At 64.1% G+C, this 16,438-nt stretch carries 17 protein-coding genes; 8 read left to right on the top strand and 9 right to left on the bottom strand.

The features are described 5' to 3' along the window. Positions 1-17 precede the first annotated feature (17 nt). Entirely contained in the window at positions 18-668 is a 651-nt protein-coding gene (locus B6V75_RS09150) for a ribonuclease T2 (RefSeq protein WP_088719499.1), read from the top strand. A 4-nt stretch (positions 669-672) separates the two neighbouring features. On the opposite strand, the gene B6V75_RS09145 is transcribed toward B6V75_RS09150, so the two are convergent. From B6V75_RS09145 to B6V75_RS09135, 3 genes are all read right to left on the bottom strand, one after another. Continuing rightward, positions 673-1,137 carry an STAS/SEC14 domain-containing protein gene (locus B6V75_RS09145; protein WP_168174461.1) on the bottom strand — a complete coding sequence of 155 codons (465 nt, stop codon included), beginning with the start codon at positions 1,135-1,137 and terminating at the stop codon, positions 673-675. 65 nt (positions 1,138-1,202) lie between these two features. Beyond that, the gene (locus B6V75_RS09140) at positions 1,203-2,189 is read right to left on the bottom strand and encodes an NAD(P)H-quinone oxidoreductase (protein ID WP_088719754.1); all 987 of its coding nucleotides are present in this window, start codon (positions 2,187-2,189) and stop codon (positions 1,203-1,205) included. A 14-nt stretch (positions 2,190-2,203) separates the two neighbouring features. Beyond that, positions 2,204-2,872 carry a COQ9 family protein gene (locus B6V75_RS09135; protein WP_088719497.1) on the bottom strand — a complete coding sequence of 223 codons (669 nt, stop codon included), beginning with the start codon at positions 2,870-2,872 and terminating at the stop codon, positions 2,204-2,206. 107 nt (positions 2,873-2,979) lie between these two features. Here B6V75_RS09135 and rpsU point away from each other — a divergent pair, with 107 nt between their 5' ends. Both rpsU and B6V75_RS09125 read left to right on the top strand, forming a co-directional pair. Next, positions 2,980-3,186, top strand: a complete 207-nt coding sequence (gene rpsU / locus B6V75_RS09130) for a 30S ribosomal protein S21 (protein WP_011748553.1) — start codon at positions 2,980-2,982, stop codon at positions 3,184-3,186. Between the two features lie 206 nt (positions 3,187-3,392). After that, positions 3,393-4,841, top strand: a complete 1,449-nt coding sequence (locus B6V75_RS09125; RefSeq protein WP_088719496.1) for a TrkH family potassium uptake protein — start codon at positions 3,393-3,395, stop codon at positions 4,839-4,841. A 3-nt stretch (positions 4,842-4,844) separates the two neighbouring features. On the opposite strand, the gene B6V75_RS09120 is transcribed toward B6V75_RS09125, so the two are convergent. Further along, positions 4,845-5,309 (bottom strand): Lrp/AsnC family transcriptional regulator, encoded by a 465-nt coding sequence (locus B6V75_RS09120; protein WP_075773891.1) that lies wholly within the window; start codon positions 5,307-5,309, stop codon positions 4,845-4,847. Between the two features lie 143 nt (positions 5,310-5,452). Here B6V75_RS09120 and ald point away from each other — a divergent pair, with 143 nt between their 5' ends. After that, positions 5,453-6,577, top strand: a complete 1,125-nt coding sequence (ald, locus tag B6V75_RS09115; protein WP_088719495.1) for an alanine dehydrogenase — start codon at positions 5,453-5,455, stop codon at positions 6,575-6,577. A 100-nt stretch (positions 6,578-6,677) separates the two neighbouring features. On the opposite strand, the gene mscL is transcribed toward ald, so the two are convergent. The 4 genes from mscL to B6V75_RS09095 all read right to left on the bottom strand — a co-directional run bounded on the left by mscL (position 6,678) and on the right by B6V75_RS09095 (position 9,835). Continuing rightward, positions 6,678-7,106 (bottom strand): large conductance mechanosensitive channel protein MscL, encoded by a 429-nt coding sequence (gene mscL / locus B6V75_RS09110; protein ID WP_088719494.1) that lies wholly within the window; start codon positions 7,104-7,106, stop codon positions 6,678-6,680. Between the two features lie 107 nt (positions 7,107-7,213). Next, positions 7,214-7,888 (bottom strand): hypothetical protein, encoded by a 675-nt coding sequence (locus tag B6V75_RS09105; RefSeq protein WP_088719493.1) that lies wholly within the window; start codon positions 7,886-7,888, stop codon positions 7,214-7,216. 105 nt (positions 7,889-7,993) lie between these two features. Continuing rightward, a complete protein-coding gene (locus B6V75_RS09100; RefSeq protein WP_088719492.1) occupies positions 7,994-8,785 on the bottom strand; it encodes an inositol monophosphatase family protein in 792 nt (263 codons plus the stop codon). A 144-nt stretch (positions 8,786-8,929) separates the two neighbouring features. Continuing rightward, a complete protein-coding gene (locus tag B6V75_RS09095) occupies positions 8,930-9,835 on the bottom strand; it encodes a LysR family transcriptional regulator (RefSeq protein WP_075773886.1) in 906 nt (301 codons plus the stop codon). 93 nt (positions 9,836-9,928) lie between these two features. Between B6V75_RS09095 and metF the strand changes: the two genes are divergently transcribed. The 3 genes from metF to B6V75_RS09080 all read left to right on the top strand — a co-directional run bounded on the left by metF (position 9,929) and on the right by B6V75_RS09080 (position 11,932). Continuing rightward, positions 9,929-10,795, top strand: a complete 867-nt coding sequence (gene metF, locus B6V75_RS09090; protein ID WP_075773885.1) for a methylenetetrahydrofolate reductase [NAD(P)H] — start codon at positions 9,929-9,931, stop codon at positions 10,793-10,795. 222 nt (positions 10,796-11,017) lie between these two features. Further along, complete coding sequence (locus tag B6V75_RS09085; RefSeq protein ID WP_088719491.1) at positions 11,018-11,350, top strand: GYD domain-containing protein; 333 nt, start codon at positions 11,018-11,020, stop codon at positions 11,348-11,350. Between the two features lie 90 nt (positions 11,351-11,440). Then, positions 11,441-11,932: a PaaI family thioesterase gene (locus tag B6V75_RS09080; protein WP_075773883.1), complete on the top strand. Its 492-nt coding sequence runs from the start codon at positions 11,441-11,443 to the stop codon at positions 11,930-11,932. On the opposite strand, the gene B6V75_RS09075 is transcribed toward B6V75_RS09080, so the two are convergent. Continuing rightward, a complete protein-coding gene (locus tag B6V75_RS09075; protein WP_088719490.1) occupies positions 11,834-13,054 on the bottom strand; it encodes a DUF2235 domain-containing protein in 1,221 nt (406 codons plus the stop codon). The two genes, B6V75_RS09080 and B6V75_RS09075, sit on opposite strands and share 99 nt — an antisense overlap. 188 nt (positions 13,055-13,242) lie before the next feature. Here B6V75_RS09075 and B6V75_RS09070 point away from each other — a divergent pair, with 188 nt between their 5' ends. After that, complete coding sequence (locus B6V75_RS09070; protein WP_088719753.1) at positions 13,243-16,362, top strand: valine--tRNA ligase; 3,120 nt, start codon at positions 13,243-13,245, stop codon at positions 16,360-16,362. Positions 16,363-16,438: the final 76 nt, after the last annotated feature.

Raw genomic sequence — 16,438 nt, 5'->3', positions numbered from 1 at the left:
TCAGGAGAAAAGAGAAAATGACTCGTTTGAGCCTTCTGACCGCAGCCCTGCTTGCGCTTTCGACCCTCACATCCAGCGTCTCCGCCGAGGGCGAGCGCGCGGGCGATTTCGACTATTACCTCCTCTCGCTCAGCTGGTCGCCCACGTGGTGCGCGCTGACCGGCGACGCGCGCAACTCGCCGCAATGTGACCCGGCGGAGGATCGCGGCTTCGTGCTGCACGGGCTCTGGCCGCAATACGAGACCGGCTGGCCCAGCTTCTGCCGCACGCCGCAGCGCGATCCGTCGCGCCAGCAGACCGCGGCGATAGAGGACCTGACCGGCGCGCCGGGGCTGGCGTGGTACGAGTGGAAGAAGCACGGGCGCTGCTCGGGGCTGTCCGCCACGGATTACTTCGCGTTGGAGCGCAAGGCTTACGAGAGCATCGAAATTCCGCGCGTGCTGGCGAACCTCGACCGCGACGTAAGATTGCCCGCGAAAGTGGTCGAGCAGGCGTTTCTCGAGGCCAATCCTGGCCTCGATGCCGACGAGATCACCATCACCTGCAAATCCGGACGCATCCAAGAAGCGCGCATCTGCCTGACCAAGGAGCTGGAGCCGCGCCGCTGCGGGGCCGATACGATCCGCGATTGCAGCCTGTCGAACGCGCTGATGGAAAAGGTGCGCTGAGGCGCTATTCGTCGAGCGGCGGCTGACGATCTTCCAGCGTCGGCAGCTTGTGTGTCGCCGCGACGTCGTGACTGTGATCTTCCTCCGGCTTGCCCGAGGAACAGATCCACGCTTTCGCCTGCTCGAGCTCGCTGAGATGAAACAGCTTGACCGTGCCGGGGATCATCGGCGCGAAGGCCTGAATGCCCCAGCGGATCCAGTCGACATCGCTGACCAGCGCCACGGCGGCGAAATCGCCCAGATGCGACAGGCCCAGCTTGGTGTCGTCCCATGCTCCCTTCGCAGTGTAGCCGTCGAATTCTTCCCCGATGATATAGAGTAGCTTCACCTTTCCCTCGGCGGCGATCTTCTTCTCCACCGCCGGGATGAGGTGTTTTTCGTAGGCTTCCGCACCGATCGTGCCTTTGGCTTCGAAAGCCAGCACATCCGCCGGAAATCCATCCAGAAATTCAAAGCGTCCTTCGCTCATGACTGCCTCCCCTCGTTGGTTCGCGCGCGCCGCAAGCATACACCCGGCGCGCGCTTCACGAAAGTTCAGCCGCCCGCAACTTCCAACACGATCTTGCCAATATGCTGGCTCGTCTCCATCCGGGTATGAGCTTTTGCGGCCTCGGCCAGCGGGAAGCTGCTGTCATGGATCACCCGCAGTTTGCCCGAATTGATCATCGGCCAGACATTGGCGTTCAATTGCCGCGCGATCTCTGCCTTGGCCGCAACCGATTGCGGGCGCAGCGTCGCTCCGGTAAGCGTCAGCCGCTTCGCCATGACCTGCGCAAAATTGATTTCAGCCTTCGGACCGCCGAGGAAAGCGATGAAGACCAGCCGCGCGTCATCGGCCATCGCCTTGATGTTGCGCGCGATATAGTCGCCGCCCACCATGTCGAGCACGAGGTTCGCCCCGCCTTCGGCCTTCAGCACGTCGACGAAATCGCCGGTCTTGTAGTTGATCGCGGTCGCGCCGAGTTCTTCGCAGACCGCGCATTTCTCCGCTGACCCGGCGGTGGTGAACACCCGCGCACCCAGCGCCGTCGCGATCTGGATCGCGGTGGTGCCGATGCCCGACGAGCCGCCATGCACGAGGAACCGCTCGCCCGCCTGCAAGCCGCCGCGCATCACAACGGTCGACCAGACGGTGAAGCAGGTCTCGGGAAGGCAGGCCGCCGATTTCAGATCGAGCCCGGCGGGCACGGGTAACGCATGTTCCGCCGGGCAGGTCGCGTATTCCGCGTATCCGCCACCGGGCAGCAGCGCGCAGACCTCGTCGCCAATCTCCCAATCGGTGACGCCCGGGCCGATCGCTGCGACCCGACCCGAGCATTCCAGCCCCGGCAGATCCGACGCGCCGGGCGGCGGATTGTAGGCGCCCGCACGCTGCAGCGCGTCCGGGCGGTTCACTCCGGCATAGGCCACCTCGATCAGGATCTCGCCATGTCCCGCGACCGGCACGGCGCGGGTCACTTCCTTCAGCACCTCCGGCTTGCCATGTTCGGAAATCTCGACGCAGCGCATCTCGGTCGGCATCTCGACAGGCTCCATTACTGCGCCTCCCGACCCGGCATGTCGGCATTGCCCTTGGGCGCACGGATGCCGCCAAGGAGTTTCGGCAGGAAGGGCAGCTTCATCGCGGCCCCCTTCACCTTCTCGAACTGCATCACATCCTCGATCCGGCGGTCGAGGAAGGCCCAGGTGTCACCCTTGCCCTCGCTCTCGTCGCCCATCCAGTAGAGCACCGTTGAGCTATAGACCCCCGAAAGCGTCATCCGCTTCGTGTACCAGTTGTAATCCTCGCTGATATCACCCAGCGCGCGCCAGATCTTGTCCGACGTTTCCCAGATCAGCTTCGAGCCGGTCGTGGCGTTCTGCGGCAGCGCGAAGATCGCGGCGCCACGGCGCACCAGCTCCGGATCGGCCTCTTCCAGACGGAAGCGCACGGCAGTCGCGATCCGGTCGCGGAACTTCAGTCCCGACAGATCCGCCTCTTCCAGACGCCTGAGCATTTCGGCATCGCCCTCGCGGTGATAGGCCACCGCCAGATCGACGGCACCACGCGGACACACGACCCGCGCCAACCCCGGATCGAGCCCCAGATCGGACACTGCGAGCTTGAAGGCAGGCTCGGACCAGCCATCGAAAGGGACATGCGGCTTGATCGCCGCCAACAGCTCGGACCGCGTGCGTTCCATATCGAGATGGTCGTTTTTCATCGCGTTTCCTCTCTCAGCTTTGACGGTAGACAAACCGCCTTTTGGTGACTATATGGAGCGCTCCTGCAAGCAACTGCAACTCTAACTTAGGAAGGTGGTGACACCACATGCAGGTCAGCGTTCGCGACAACAACGTCGAACAGGCGCTCCGTGCTCTGAAGAAAAAGCTTCAGCGCGAGGGTGTGTTCCGCGAAATGAAGCTCAAGCAGCATTTCGAGAAACCCTCGGTCAAAAAAGCGCGCGAGAAAGCCGAAGCCGTCCGCCGTGCCCGTAAACTGGCACGTAAGAAGGCTCAGCGCGAAGGCGCGCTCTAAGCGCACCGCTCCGCGTCTGAAAAGGCGCCTGAAAATGCTGGCGGGCTTGCCCGCACCGATGACCCCCGAGGCTTGGCCGCGGGGGTTTTTGGTTTCTGGAGGACACCGCTACAAGAAAGCGCAATCGCCGCCGCTTTGATCTTGCCTAAAGCGCTGCGCCCCCTACCCTAGCGCCAGCACTTCGCTCTGGCGGGAACCGCTTTCAAATGTCCGATATCCGGCCCGTCCTGCACCTCTTTGGCCTGATCGTCACAGCCCTCGGAACCGCTATGCTGGTGCCCGCGGCGCTGGATTTCAGCGACCTCAACCCGAACTGGCAGGACTTCCTGGAAGCGGCGTTCGAGACTGCGCTGATCGGGGGCGCTCTCGCGCTCGCGACCCGCACCAAGAGCGCGAGCGGGCTCACCACGCGGCAGGCCTATCTGCTCACCGCGGCGATCTGGCTCGGCCTGCCGATCTTCGCCGCCCTCCCTTTCATCGAAGGCGCACCGCGCGCGACCTGGACGAATGCCTATTTCGAAGCCGCCTCGGGCATCACCACGACCGGCTACACCGTCTTCGAACATCTCGACACGCTGCCACGCGGTGTCGTGTTGTGGCGCGGGATGCTGAACTGGTTCGGCGGGCTCGGGATCGCCTTCGTCGCGATGATCTTCCTGCCGGTGCTCCGCATCGGCGGCATGCGTTATTTCCAGGCGGAAGGCTTCGACACGCTGGGCAAGGTCATGCCGCGCGCCCATAGCATCGCGCGCTCGCTGCTCTGGGTCTATGTTTCGCTGACCCTGGCCTGCGCGATCAGCTACACCGCCACGGGCATGACCTCCTTCGACGCGATCTGCTACGCAATGGCGACGATCGCGACCGGGGGCTTCGGCACGCATGACAGCTCCTTCGCGAACTTCTCGCCCGGATCGCAATATGCGGGCGTCGTCTTCATGCTGGGTTCGGCCTTGCCCTTCATCCGCTATGTCCAGCTTGGCCGAGGCGACCTGCGCCCGTTCTGGGACGACCCGCAAATCCACGCCTTCTTTCGTTGGTTCGGCCTCGCGCTCGCGGCCCTCCTGATCTGGCTCTACACCCACGCGCCCGACGGGATCGAGCCGACCTTCCGTTCCGCCGCTTTCAACCTGTCCTCGATCATGACCGGCACCGGCTTCGGCACGGCCAACGTCTCGAATTGGGGCAGCTTCGCGATGGTGCTGGCCTATTGGGTCGGGCTGATCGGCGGCTGCACCGGGTCCAGCTCGGGCGCGCTGTCAGTTTTTCGCTGGCAGGCACTCGGCGCGGTGATCCGCGCCGCCGTGCGCCGATTGCAGATGCCGCATCGGGTACTGCAGCCGCGCCTCGGCGAAAGGCTGCTGGAGGAAGACATCCTCTCCTCTCTGATCCTCTATTTTACCGGCTACATCCTGACGCTGGGCCTGATCTCGGTCGGGATTTCGATGACCGGGGCCGATTTCGTCTCGGCCATCTTCGCGACCTGGGGGGCTCTCGGCAATATAGGCTACGGGGTCGGCCCGCTGACCGATCGCACCGGCACGATGATCGACTTCAGCGACGCCGCGACCTGGCTATTGACCCTCGCAATGCTGCTGGGCCGGATCGGGATGCTCGCGATCCTCGTCGTATTCCTGCCGCGCTTCTGGCGCGCCTGACTCTCAGACCGGCATCGCCGTGGTGGAGACCACGCATTTGAGCGAGAAGCTCGACTGGATCTGCGCCACGCCCGGAATGTTGGCCAGCTTCGCACGGTGCAGCCGCGCAAAATCCTCGGCATCGGCGGCGACCACTTTCAGAAGGTAATCCGCAGCCCCCGCCATCAGATGACATTCGAGCACCTCCGGGACCTGCTGCACACCCTTCTCGAAGGCATCCAGAACCTCGTCGGCCTGACTGGACAGCTTGATCTCGACATAGACCGTCGTGGTCCGCCCCAGCTTGCGCGGGTTCAGCAGGGCGACGTAATCGCGGATGTAACCCTCCTCCTCCAGTCGCTGCACCCGCCGGTGACAGGCCGAGGGCGAGAGGTTCACCCGCTCGCTCAACTCGGCATTGGAGATTCGCCCCTGCCGCTGCAAAACCTCCAGCAACCGACGATCTGTCGCGTCCAGCTTGTCGCTCATGCAATATCCTGCCGCTATTCACGTATTTTATCGAAGATACGAGCGGCCCACCCCATCCACAACCGCCAAATGGCAAAGCACTTGCTTGTGACGGAGCGCATACTGATCGCAGGACGTTTCCATGTTTTGGAGGAGGACACGCGATGAAGATCGGAACCGTACGCGAAATCAAGGCGCAGGAATTCCGCGTCGGGCTGACCCCGGCCGCGGCGCAAGAGGCGGTCGCCCATGGCCACGAAGTGCTGGTGGAAACCGGCGCAGGCCTGGGCGCGGGTTTCAATGACAGCGATTACGAGGCCGCCGGCGCGAAGATCCTCGGCGATGCGGCAAAGGTATTCGCCGAGGCCGAGATGATCGTGAAGGTGAAAGAGCCGCAGGCCTCCGAGCGCGCGATGCTCCGCGAAGGCCAGCTTCTGTTCACCTATCTGCATCTGGCCGCCGACCCGGCGCAGACTCATGACCTGATGAAAGCGGGCGCGACCTGCATCGCCTACGAGACGGTGACGGCGAAGGACGGCACCCTGCCGCTGCTCGCGCCGATGTCCGAGGTGGCTGGTCGCCTCGCGCCGCAGATGGGCGCGTGGACCCTACAGAAGGCCAATGGTGGGCGCGGTGTGCTGTTGGGCGGCGTGCCCGGCGTGTCGCCCGCGAAGGTCGTCGTGATCGGCGGCGGCGTCGTGGGCACCAACGCCGCGCGCGTGGCTGCCGGGATGGGCGCGGATGTGACCGTGCTCGACAAGTCGCTGCCGCGTCTGCGCTATCTCGATGACACGTTCGGCGGAACCTTCCGCACCGCCTATGCCTCGAAAGCCGAGACCGAGGCGCTGGTCGCGGCCTCCGATCTGGTGATCGGGGCGGTGCTGATCCCCGGGGCCGCCGCCCCGAAACTGGTCACCCGCGAAATGCTCAAGACGATGAAGCCCGGCGCGGCGATCGTCGATGTCGCGATCGATCAGGGCGGCTGCGTCGAGACCTCGCACCCGACCACCCATGACGACCCGATCTACGAGGTCGAGGGCATCATGCATTACTGCGTGGCCAATATGCCCGGCGCGGTCGCGCGCACCGCGACGCTCGCGCTGTCGAACGCGACCCAGCCCTTCCTGCTCGCATTGGCCGACAAGGGATGGGAGCGCGCCTGTGCCGAGGATCCGCATCTCGCGGCGGGGCTTAACGTCCATGCCGGCAAGGTGACCTATAAGGCAGTGGCCGAAGCGCTCGACTTGCCGTTCGACGCGCCGGACGCGGTGATGCACGCGGCCGAATAAAGGCCACGACGCCAAGAACAACTGCACCCATGACGAGGACGGCCCGGCGCTTTGCCCCGGGCCGTTCTTCTATCTTCAGGCGGCGCTGCGCGCCGCGCCATCACTTCCGAAGTGCGTCGCGAATTTCGAGCAACACATCGAGCTGGCTCGGACCGGTATGCACCTCGGGCGCGACATCGTCCGGCTTGTCCGCCGCAGCCTTGATGCGGTTGACCATCTTCACCAGCATGAAGACCACGAAGGCGATAATGAAGAAATTGATCACCGCCATCAGGAACGCGCCATAGGCGAAGACCGAGGCACCCGCCTTGCGCGCCTCTTCAAGGCTCGCCCCGGTGGGAACCTCGCCGGAGAGCACGGCGTAGTTATTCGTGAAATCAACGCCTCCGGTGAACAGACCGATGATCGGGTTGATGATGTCGCCGACCAGCGAGGTCACGATGGCGGTGAAGGCCGCGCCGATGATGATGCCCACCGCCATGTCCATGACATTGCCCTTGGCGATGAAATCCTTGAATTCCTGAATCATTCCAGCCCCTCATTGCGATACGCGTTCTGCGCGACGACAGGCTACCACGATCTTTGCGTCTGCATAGCCTCAAGCAGCGAGCGCGAGGCAGGCTTGCCGATTTCGCTTTAGCACAACTTTCGGCGTGCATCCTCGACAAGGCGGCGGGCGACCTGCGCCGCCGTGGACACCGTGTCGCCGCCGGAACGGGACGAGAGAGGCGCGGCGACCGGCAAGGCCGCGAAACCGTCGCTGAGCCGTGCGCGCGCTTCCTGTCTGGCGATGTCGGCGATGGCGTCTGCATCACAGCGGAGCGCCTGCTGGATTCGCTCTGCCACCCCCGAGCAGGGTCCCGCCCCGTCGCCCTCAGAGGGACAGTCAAAGCCGCAGGCACAGCCGAAATGCTGGGGCATTTGTGAGATATTGCGCAGACGCCGCTGCGCAGCACGGATGCGATCGCAGGCCGCGTCGCGTTGGTCGGCGCGCAGGGCAAGCTCCAGCGGCATGGTCTCTGCCACGGTCGCCCGCTCCTCCTGAAGCCCCTCGGCCGCAGTGCGCAGCGCCGCCGCAGTGTCCGCCTCCGCCGTTTCGGCATCGTCGAGGCAGCCCGAAATCATCTCGTCCAGGAAGGCGACCCGATGCCGCGCGATCAACTCGGCGGCCTCGGCGAAGGCGAGATCGGACACCGCCTGCCGTAACTCCTCCAACGCGCGTTCGACCGCGCAATCGCCCGGCCCGTGCAGCGCAGTCAATGCGCGCTGTTCAAGCGCGAGTGACGCGGACCCGAATTCCTGTCCAACCATGGCGGCATCCCCTTTCTGGTAACCGCTTCAGGCTGGCACAACGGAATGAACGAAAAGTGAACTTTCGCTCACCTTCCGCCACCTCATCGAATTTTCAGAGATTTCTCAGTCGTTTGACCGAAGCGTCTTGGTGAGAGCCGGGAACATTTCAGCATTCGACGCGATCACCGAACCCGATTCGAGAACGTCGCGCCCCTCGCGCACTGCTTCCACGAAACCGCCCGCTTCTTTCACGAGGAGAATCCCCGCGGCCATGTCCCAGGCGTTGAGCCCGCGCTCCCAATAGCCCTCGTAGCGACCCGCCGCGACATAGGCGAGGTCGAGCGAGGCCGCGCCCCAGCGACGAACGCCCGCGCATTGCGGCATCAGCTTCGCAAGGTCCTGCAGCGTCGCCGGAAGGGTCGACTTGCCGCCGAAGGGCACGCCCGTCGCGAAGATCGATTCGATCATCTTGTGACGGCCAGAGACCCGCAGACGCGTGTCGTTCATGTAGGCGCCGAGGCCCTTCTCGGCGAAATACATCTCGTCTTTCGCGGCGTCAAACACCACGGCCGCGATGATTTCGCCCTTATGCTCCAGCGCGATCGAGATCGCCCAATGCGGCAGGCCGTGCAGGAAGTTCGTGGTGCCGTCGAGCGGGTCGACGATCCAGCGGCGGGTCGGGTCATCGCCCGCCTCTTCACCGGTCTCCTCGCCGAGCCAGCCATAAGAAGGGCGCGCGCCGCGCAGCTCGTCCTTGATGATCTTCTCGGCTTCGCGATCGGCCTTCGAGACGAAATCGCCCGGACCCTTTGAGGAGACCTGAAGGTTCTCGACCTCGCGGAAATCCTTGACGAGCGAGCGGCCTGCCTTGCGGGCGGCCTTGATCATCAGGTTGAGGTTTGCGCTGCCTTGCATCTCTGGGCTCCTTCGCGTTTCAAGCGGTCGCCTTACAGGGGTTGCGCGGAAAATCCAAGAGCTTTGGCACGTAAGGCAAACTGAGGAGGGGCTCTGCCCCGCTCGCTGCGCGAGCCCCCGGGATATTCGGACAAGCCCGATGGATCAGGCACGCTGAAGCTTCACCGGCTCGGTGCGTGCAAGCCGCAGGAAATGCGCCATGAAGGGCTGGGTGGCATCCTCGGACCGCGTCGCGGCGTAAAGGCGCTTGGTCAGCCCGTGTTCGGTCACAGGTTTGGTGATGTAGTCAGGCTGGTACTTCACCTCGCGCAGCACCCAGTCGGGCAGCACCGCCACGCCGCGATTCGAGGCGACCAGCATCAGGATCACCGCCGTCAGCTCCACCTGTCGCACGGCTTTCGGCTCCACCCGTGCGGGCGTGAGCAGCTGGGTGAAGATGTCCGAGCGACCGCGGTCGATCGGATAGGTGATCAGCGTCTGATCCGCGAAGTCCTGCGCCTCGATATATGGCTTCGCCGCCAGCGGTGAATTCGCGGCGGCGATGAAGGTCGGCGCGTAGTCGAAAAGCGGATTGAAGGTGACGCCGTCGATCTTTTCCGGATCCGACGATATCACCAGATCGACCTCTTCGCGGCTCAGCGCGGGAAGCGCGTTGAAAGCCAGACCGGGCCGGATATCCACGTCGATATCGGGCCAGGCATGGCGGAAACGCTCCAGCACCGGAAACAGCCAGTCGAAACAGGCGTGGCACTCGATCGCAATATGCAGACGGCCCGCCCGCCCCGACCGCAGCGCGTCGAACTCGGCCTCGGTTGCCGCGATCTCGGGCAGGATGCGTTCGGCCAGCCGCAACAGCTTCTGCCCCGCCGCCGAGAGCTTCAGCGGCTTCGAGCGGCGCACGAACAGCTCCACCCCGGTCTGGTCCTCCAGCCCTTTGATTTGGTGCGACAGCGCCGATTGTGTTATGTGCAGAACGTCCGCTGCCTTCGCGAGCCCTCCGGCATCGTGAATCGCCTTGATTGTGCGCAGGTGACGGAACTCGAGATGCATCTTGCTGTTACACTCATAACCATTTTGAGGATTATGAGTTTGTCTCACAAAGCCCGATCTGGCACAAGAGAGCGAACGAAAGGACAAAATCCCATGACGACGCCCAAGGTCAGTTTCGAATTTTTCCCGCCGAAGACGCTCGATGCGTCGTTCCGGCTGTGGGAAACCGCGCAGGTTCTGGCACCGCTCAAACCCGAGTTCACCTCCGTGACCTATGGCGCGGGCGGCACGACGCGCAAGCTGACCCACGAGGCGGTGGGGACGATCCACAAGAATTATGGCCTCAATGTCGCCGCCCACCTGACCTGCGTGGAAGCGACCAAGGCAGAGACGATGGACATCGTGGACGCCTATGCCGAGGTCGGCGTGACCGAGATCGTGGCGCTGCGGGGCGACCCGCCGCAGGGTGCCAAGCATTTCACGCCGCATCCCGAGGGCTTCGCCTCTTCGGTCGAACTGATCGAGGCGCTGGCCGAGGATGGCCGCTTCACGATCCGCGCCGGCGCCTATCCCGAACGGCATCCGGACGCCGCCGACAACATGGCCGACGTGCGCTGGCTCAAGCGCAAGGTCGAGGCGGGTGCGACCTCGGCGATCACCCAGTTCTTCTTCGAGCCCGAGACCTTCTTCCGCTTCCGCGATGCCTGCGAGCGCGAAGGGATCGACGCCAAGATCATCCCCGGCATCCTGCCGATCCAGTCGTGGAAAGGCGCCAAGAAATTCGCGCAAAGCTGCGGCACCTCCATCCCCGCCTGGGTCGAGGAAGCCTTCGAGGCCGCGATCCGCGACGGGCGCGAGCATCTTCTGGCGACCGCGCTGTGCACCGAGCTGTGCGACAAGCTGATCGAGGGCGGCGTGGAAGACCTGCATTTCTACACGCTCAACCGTCCCGGCCTGACCCGCGACGTCTGCCACGCGCTGGGTGTGACGCCTGACACGGTGCTCGAGAAAGTGGCCTGAAAGGGTGCTCATATGGATTGAACGAAGGGGCCCGGCTGGGCCCCTTTCCTTTTTTGGTCGTGATGCGTCACGCGTCTGACGCTTGTCGCAACGCCCACACCACCGCCCAGAAGACGCTCAGGAAATCGCGCCGGTCGTGATAATGTTTACCCAACGGAAACCAGTTCAAATCTGCCGACGAGATCGCGCCGATGACTGGCGTCCGTTTTAGGGAGGTAACACATGGGACGTTTCGTGATCACGGGGAGCTTCTCCCCTCAGGCCATAAAGGGCTTCATGGACAGCCCGACGGACCGATGGGAGACCATCGACGCGCTGATAAAGGCGGCTGGGGGGAAACTGGAAAACTACTACATAACCACCGGTCCGAGTGACTTTCTGATCATCGCCACGGGCGACGACATGAAGAAGGTGCTGCCGGCGATCATGGCCGCCGCTGGCTCGGGGTCATTGTCGAAGGTGCAGACGCAGGAGGCCTTCACGACCGCCGACTTCAAGGAGATGCAGAAGGCTGCGGCCGGCATCCGTTCGAACTTCGTGGCGCCGGGCAGTTAAGGCCACTTCGGTCGCAGGTCGACACCTACCTCCCCTTTCCTTTCCGCTCGGCGACGATAGCTTAGTGCCGACCCGGAAAAGGACCCGAAGATGCCCGACCAATATTTCGCCGAAGGCCCCGAAGATTTCCTCCCGCTCGAGGAGGTGCTTTCGATGTCGGGGCTCGACTACGTTCGCAAGATGGTGACGGGCGACGTTCCCTCGCCCACCGTGCAGAAGCTGATGGCCTATCGGATCACCGAGGCCGAGGAAGGCCGCGTCGTCTGCCGCGGGACGCCGGGCCATCCGCAGACCAACGGCTATGGCGGCATTCACGGCGGCTGGTATGCGATGATGCTAGATACGGTGATGACCTGTTCGGTGATCACCGGACTGAAGAAGGGTCAGACGCAGACCACGCTCGAATTCAAGGTGAACCTGATCCGCGCGATCAAGCCCGGCACCGAGGTGATCGGCGTGGGACAGCTCGATCACATCGGCCGGTCAACCGGCGTCGCGCGGGGTGAGATCCGGGGCGCCGAGGATGGACGCCTCTACGCGACCGGCACCGCCACCTGTTTCGTCATGACGCCTGACCTCTGAGACAGGCTCGGACCGGCGCGCGAGACGACGGATTTCGGGACGCAGGATGCGCGGCCTGAAAATCGCGCGCGAGCCTTCGGGCAAGACCACGCTCTCATGCAGCCCTTCAGAGGGGTCGCGCCCCACGACGCGCGGCGCGCGCAGCCAGAACAGCTTGCCCCAGCCAGTCCAGGTGCCGACCGAGGGCGCATTCGGATCGCGCGGGAACTCCGCCTGCCAACCGGGCGGCAGGCTCAGACCCAGCGATTCCGCCCGCTCCAGCATCCACACGAGCGGAATATTGGCGAGCGGGCGCGCATCCGCGAAATGCCCGAGCATTCCGCCGATATCGCCATGGGCGCCGCGAAACCAGCGCTGCTCGATCCGGGTGGCGGAAGAATCGGCGTCGGAAGCGCCCTCGTCGCTTTCCCACACCAGCGGCTCCAGCACAGAGCGCCGCTCGTCGAGCGCGAGCGCCTGAAACCCGTGGCGCACATGGTCGCTCAGGTGGTGGTCGTGAAAGCGAACGCGCTCCTCGTTGACGATCCAGAAGAACGGCACGCGGATGCCCAGCGCCTGCACCGTATCAAAGGCGCCGACCATCTCGATCTCGACATTCTCGTGGCACAGGCTGTTGCGGAAGCTTTGGAGGACGTCCGCGGGCGTCTCTTCCTCGTAGTGGCGCCATGCAAGCCGCGTGTTGCGTTCGATCGCATGTTCGGGGCGCAACAGACCGATCCGCCCGATCATCCCCGCCAGCGAGCGCGCAGCGAAGCCGCCCCTAGAATAGCCGATCAGGAAGATGCGGTCGCCCGGGCGGTAGCGCATCGCGAGCCAGCCATAGGCGCGGGAGATCTGCTGATTCACGCCCCAGCCGAACCAGACATCCGACATGTCGTGCCAGTCGCGCCAGCGCAGGCCGCGCCCGTAATAGACCGAGACTTTCGGCGCCGCCCGGCGCAGGAAGCGGTAGATCAGCCCGATCGAGGTCAGCCGGTCGGCGCGCAGCGAGCCGAGCGTCCCGTCGAGCAACACGACATGATCGACCGGACCACGGCCCGCGCCTGCCGCCGAGCGCGCCTCGGCCCGTTCCGGGCTGCGGCGGCGCAGGGCAGAGATCACACGCTCGAAGAGACCGCGCATATCAGCGCTCCACATAAGTTGGGCTTATACTATCCAATGTAGGATAAGTTTCACTTATCTTCAGGGGCAATCGCGGCAGTTTGTTGACCCGATCGTGCCCGCCGCGCTTTTTCGGACCGCGCGCACGGGGTTTTCCTTGTCGCCTGCGCGGGCTAAACAGCCCTCAAGCCGAGCCAAGGATGCCTGACATGACGATGGACAAGACTTTCGATGCCGCGAGCGCCGAGCCGCGGATCTACGCGAAATGGGAAGAGGCCGGAGCCTTCAAGGCCGGGGCCAACGCGTCGCGCGACGAGACCTTCTGCGTGATGATCCCGCCGCCCAACGTGACGGGCGCGCTGCATGTGGGCCACGCCTTCAACAACACCGTGCAGGATATCCTCGTGCGCTGGCACCGGATGCGCGGCTTCGACACGCTCTGGCAGCCGGGACAGGACCATGCGGGTATCGCGACCCAGCTGATGGTCGAGAAGGAACTGGCCAAGACCGGTCAGCCCAAGCGCATCGAACTCGGCCGTGAGAAATTCCTCGAGAAGGTCTGGGAGTGGAAAGGCGAATACGGCTCGACCATCATCAACCAGCTCAAGCGTCTGGGCTCGAGCTGCGATTGGTCGCGCAACGCCTTCACCATGTCGGGGGCTCCCGGCGCGCCGGAAGGCAACGAGGGTAACTTCCATGACGCCGTGATCAAGGTCTTCGTCGACATGTACGAGAAGGGCCTGATCTATCGCGGCAAGCGGCTGGTGAACTGGGATCCCCATTTCGAGACCGCGATCTCCGATCTCGAGGTCGAGAATATCGAAGTCGCCGGTCACATGTGGCACTTCAAATACCCGCTCGCGGGCGGCGAGACCTATACCTATGTCGAGAAGGACGAAGAGGGGAACGTCGTCTTCACGGAAGAGCGCGACTACATCTCGATCGCGACGACCCGCCCGGAGACGATGCTGGGCGACGGCGCTGTCGCGGTGCACCCGTCCGATGAGCGTTACGCGCCGATCGTCGGCAAGCTCTGCGAAATCCCGGTGGGCCCGAAAGAGCATCGCCGCCTGATCCCGATCATCACCGATCAATATCCCGATCCCGAATTCGGCTCGGGCGCGGTGAAGATCACCGGCGCGCATGACTTCAACGACTACATGGTCGCCAAACGCGGCGGCATCCCGATGTATCGCCTCATGGACACCAAGGGCGCGATGCGCGCCGACGGGCTGTCCTACGAAGAATGCGCGGCCCGCGCGATGGAGATCTCCCGCGGCGCGGATTTCACCGAGGCAGAGATCGACGCGCTCAACCTCGTGCCCGAGGAGCTGCGCGGGCTCGACCGGTTCGAGGCGCGTGAAGCCGTGATCCGTCAGATCACCGAGGAAGGCCTCGCGGTGACGACCACGAAGACCGTCACCGACGAAGACGGCGTTGAGACCGAAACCACCGTTCCGTATGTCGAAGACAAGCCGATCATGCAGCCCTTCGGTGACCGCTCGAAAGTGGTGATCGAGCCGATGCTGACCGATCAGTGGTTCGTCGATGCCGAGCAGATCGTCGGCAAGGCGCTGGACGCCGTGCGCAACGGCGACACCGTGATCATGCCCGAAGCGGGCGAGAAAACCTATTTCCACTGGCTGGAAAACATCGAGCCCTGGTGCATCTCGCGCCAGCTCTGGTGGGGCCACCAGATCCCGGTCTGGTACGGTCTGGACATGGAAGCGCCCGACTTCCGCGATGACGAAGGCGATGGCACGATCGACCTCGTGGAGATGGGCCGCCTGCTCGTCGAGACGAAGATGGTGCATCGCGACGACCGCTATCACTGCGCCTCGGACTTCGAGAGCGTCATCGGCTGGTTCAAGGCACAGAACGCCGAACTGCCGACGCCGCTCAACGTGGCGCGCATCGTCGAGGTGGAAGATCGCCACAAGGCGATCGAAGTGCTCGCCGCGAGCCTCGCGCAATATGAGATGACCGAGGATCCGACGCAGCTCGTCTATCCGGTCTGGCGCGACGCAGATGTGCTCGACACCTGGTTCTCGTCGGGCCTCTGGCCGATCGGCACGCTGGGCTGGCCCGAGGATACCGAGGAGATGCGCAAGTATTTCCCGACCGATGTCCTCGTGACCGGCTTCGACATCCTGTTCTTCTGGGTGGCGCGGATGATGATGATGCAGCTGGCCGTGATGGATCAGGTGCCCTTCCACACCGTCTACCTGCACCAGCTCGTCCGTGACGAGAAGGGCAAGAAGATGTCGAAGACGACGGGCAACGTGATCGACCCGCTCGAGATCATCGATGCTTACGGCGCGGACGCGCTGCGCTTCACCAATGCCGCAATGGCGGCGATGGGCGGCGTGCTGAAGCTCTCTGAGGAGCGCATCAAGGGCTATCGGAACTTCGGCACGAAGATCTGGAACGCGACGCGCTTCGCCGAGATGAACGGCGTGTTCGAAGGGCCGGTCGTGACCGAGATCCCGCAGCCGACCCATACGGTGAACCGCTGGATCATCGGCGAGACCGCGAAGATCCGTGAGCAGGTGGACGAGGCCTTCGCCGCCTACCGCTTCAACGACGCGGCGCTGGGGCTTTACGGTTTTGTCTGGGGCAAGGTCTGCGACTGGTATGTCGAATTCGCCAAGCCCCTGTTCGATGGCGAGCATGCCGAGGAAACCCGCGCCACGATGCGTTGGGTGCTCGATCAGTGCTACGTCCTGCTGCACCCGATCATGCCCTTCATCACCGAAGAGCTGTGGGATCTGACCGCACCGCAGGGTGACCGCGCGAAGATGCTCGTCCATGCCGACTGGCCGGATTACAAAGCCGCCGATCTGGTGGATGAGGCCGCCGACCGCGAGATGAACTGGGTGATCGAACTGATCGAGGCGATCCGGTCGTCGCGCACCCAGATGGGCGTGCCGGTAGGCCTGAAGCTGCCGATGGTTCTGGCCGAGGCCGATGACGCCGCGCGCGCAGCGCTCGCCAATAACGAGGCGCTGATCTTCAAGCTGGCCCGCATCGAAAGCGTCACCGAGGGACCGATCCCGAAAGGCGCGATCTCGATCCCAGCGCAGGGCGCGCTGTTCGGGCTGCCGCTGGAAGGCGTGATCGACATCGCCAAGGAGAAGGCACGTCTGGAGAAGGCTCTGGGCAAGATGGAGAAGGAAATCGGCGGCATGAAGGGCCGTCTGAACAATCCGAAATTCATCGCCAATGCCGATCCCGACGTGGTCGTGGAAACCCGCGAAAACCTCGCCCGCGCCGAGGAAGAGGCCGAGAAGGTGCGTCAGGCCGTCGCGCGTCTGGCGGAGCTGGGCTGAGCGAGGCTTTTAGCGATCAGGGCCGCGCCTGCCCCTCGGGTGGGCGCGGCCCGGAGCTGGTCGCCCCGCGCCGTGA

Source organism: Thioclava sp. F1Mire-8, assembly GCF_002213165.1.
GTDB classification, from domain to species: Bacteria; Pseudomonadota; Alphaproteobacteria; order Rhodobacterales; family Rhodobacteraceae; genus Thioclava; species Thioclava nitratireducens.
The sequence above is the reverse complement of the archived record's forward strand: the minus strand, read 5'-3'. Positions and strand labels throughout refer to the sequence as shown.

What these genes read in the sequence shown, in the direction of transcription:
- B6V75_RS09075 (WP_088719490.1), bottom strand. Translation starts at nt 13,054, where the DNA reads ATGCGCGGTCTCTTCGAGCGTGTGATCTCTGCCCTGCGCCGCCGCAGC.
- B6V75_RS09100 (WP_088719492.1), bottom strand. Translation starts at nt 8,785, where the DNA reads ATGCAAGGCAGCGCAAACCTCAACCTGATGATCAAGGCCGCCCGCAAG.
- B6V75_RS09125 (WP_088719496.1), top strand. Translation starts at nt 3,393, where the DNA reads ATGTCCGATATCCGGCCCGTCCTGCACCTCTTTGGCCTGATCGTCACA.
- B6V75_RS09080 (WP_075773883.1), top strand. Translation starts at nt 11,441, where the DNA reads ATGCCCGACCAATATTTCGCCGAAGGCCCCGAAGATTTCCTCCCGCTC.
- rpsU (WP_011748553.1), top strand. Translation starts at nt 2,980, where the DNA reads ATGCAGGTCAGCGTTCGCGACAACAACGTCGAACAGGCGCTCCGTGCT.
- metF (WP_075773885.1), top strand. Translation starts at nt 9,929, where the DNA reads ATGACGACGCCCAAGGTCAGTTTCGAATTTTTCCCGCCGAAGACGCTC.
- B6V75_RS09150 (WP_088719499.1), top strand. Translation starts at nt 18, where the DNA reads ATGACTCGTTTGAGCCTTCTGACCGCAGCCCTGCTTGCGCTTTCGACC.
- B6V75_RS09105 (WP_088719493.1), bottom strand. Translation starts at nt 7,888, where the DNA reads ATGGTTGGACAGGAATTCGGGTCCGCGTCACTCGCGCTTGAACAGCGC.
- B6V75_RS09095 (WP_075773886.1), bottom strand. Translation starts at nt 9,835, where the DNA reads ATGCATCTCGAGTTCCGTCACCTGCGCACAATCAAGGCGATTCACGAT.
- B6V75_RS09085 (WP_088719491.1), top strand. Translation starts at nt 11,018, where the DNA reads ATGGGACGTTTCGTGATCACGGGGAGCTTCTCCCCTCAGGCCATAAAG.
- B6V75_RS09145 (WP_168174461.1), bottom strand. Translation starts at nt 1,137, where the DNA reads ATGAGCGAAGGACGCTTTGAATTTCTGGATGGATTTCCGGCGGATGTG.
- mscL (WP_088719494.1), bottom strand. Translation starts at nt 7,106, where the DNA reads ATGATTCAGGAATTCAAGGATTTCATCGCCAAGGGCAATGTCATGGAC.
- B6V75_RS09070 (WP_088719753.1), top strand. Translation starts at nt 13,243, where the DNA reads ATGACGATGGACAAGACTTTCGATGCCGCGAGCGCCGAGCCGCGGATC.
- B6V75_RS09135 (WP_088719497.1), bottom strand. Translation starts at nt 2,872, where the DNA reads ATGAAAAACGACCATCTCGATATGGAACGCACGCGGTCCGAGCTGTTG.
- B6V75_RS09140 (WP_088719754.1), bottom strand. Translation starts at nt 2,189, where the DNA reads ATGCCGACCGAGATGCGCTGCGTCGAGATTTCCGAACATGGCAAGCCG.
- B6V75_RS09120 (WP_075773891.1), bottom strand. Translation starts at nt 5,309, where the DNA reads ATGAGCGACAAGCTGGACGCGACAGATCGTCGGTTGCTGGAGGTTTTG.
- ald (WP_088719495.1), top strand. Translation starts at nt 5,453, where the DNA reads ATGAAGATCGGAACCGTACGCGAAATCAAGGCGCAGGAATTCCGCGTC.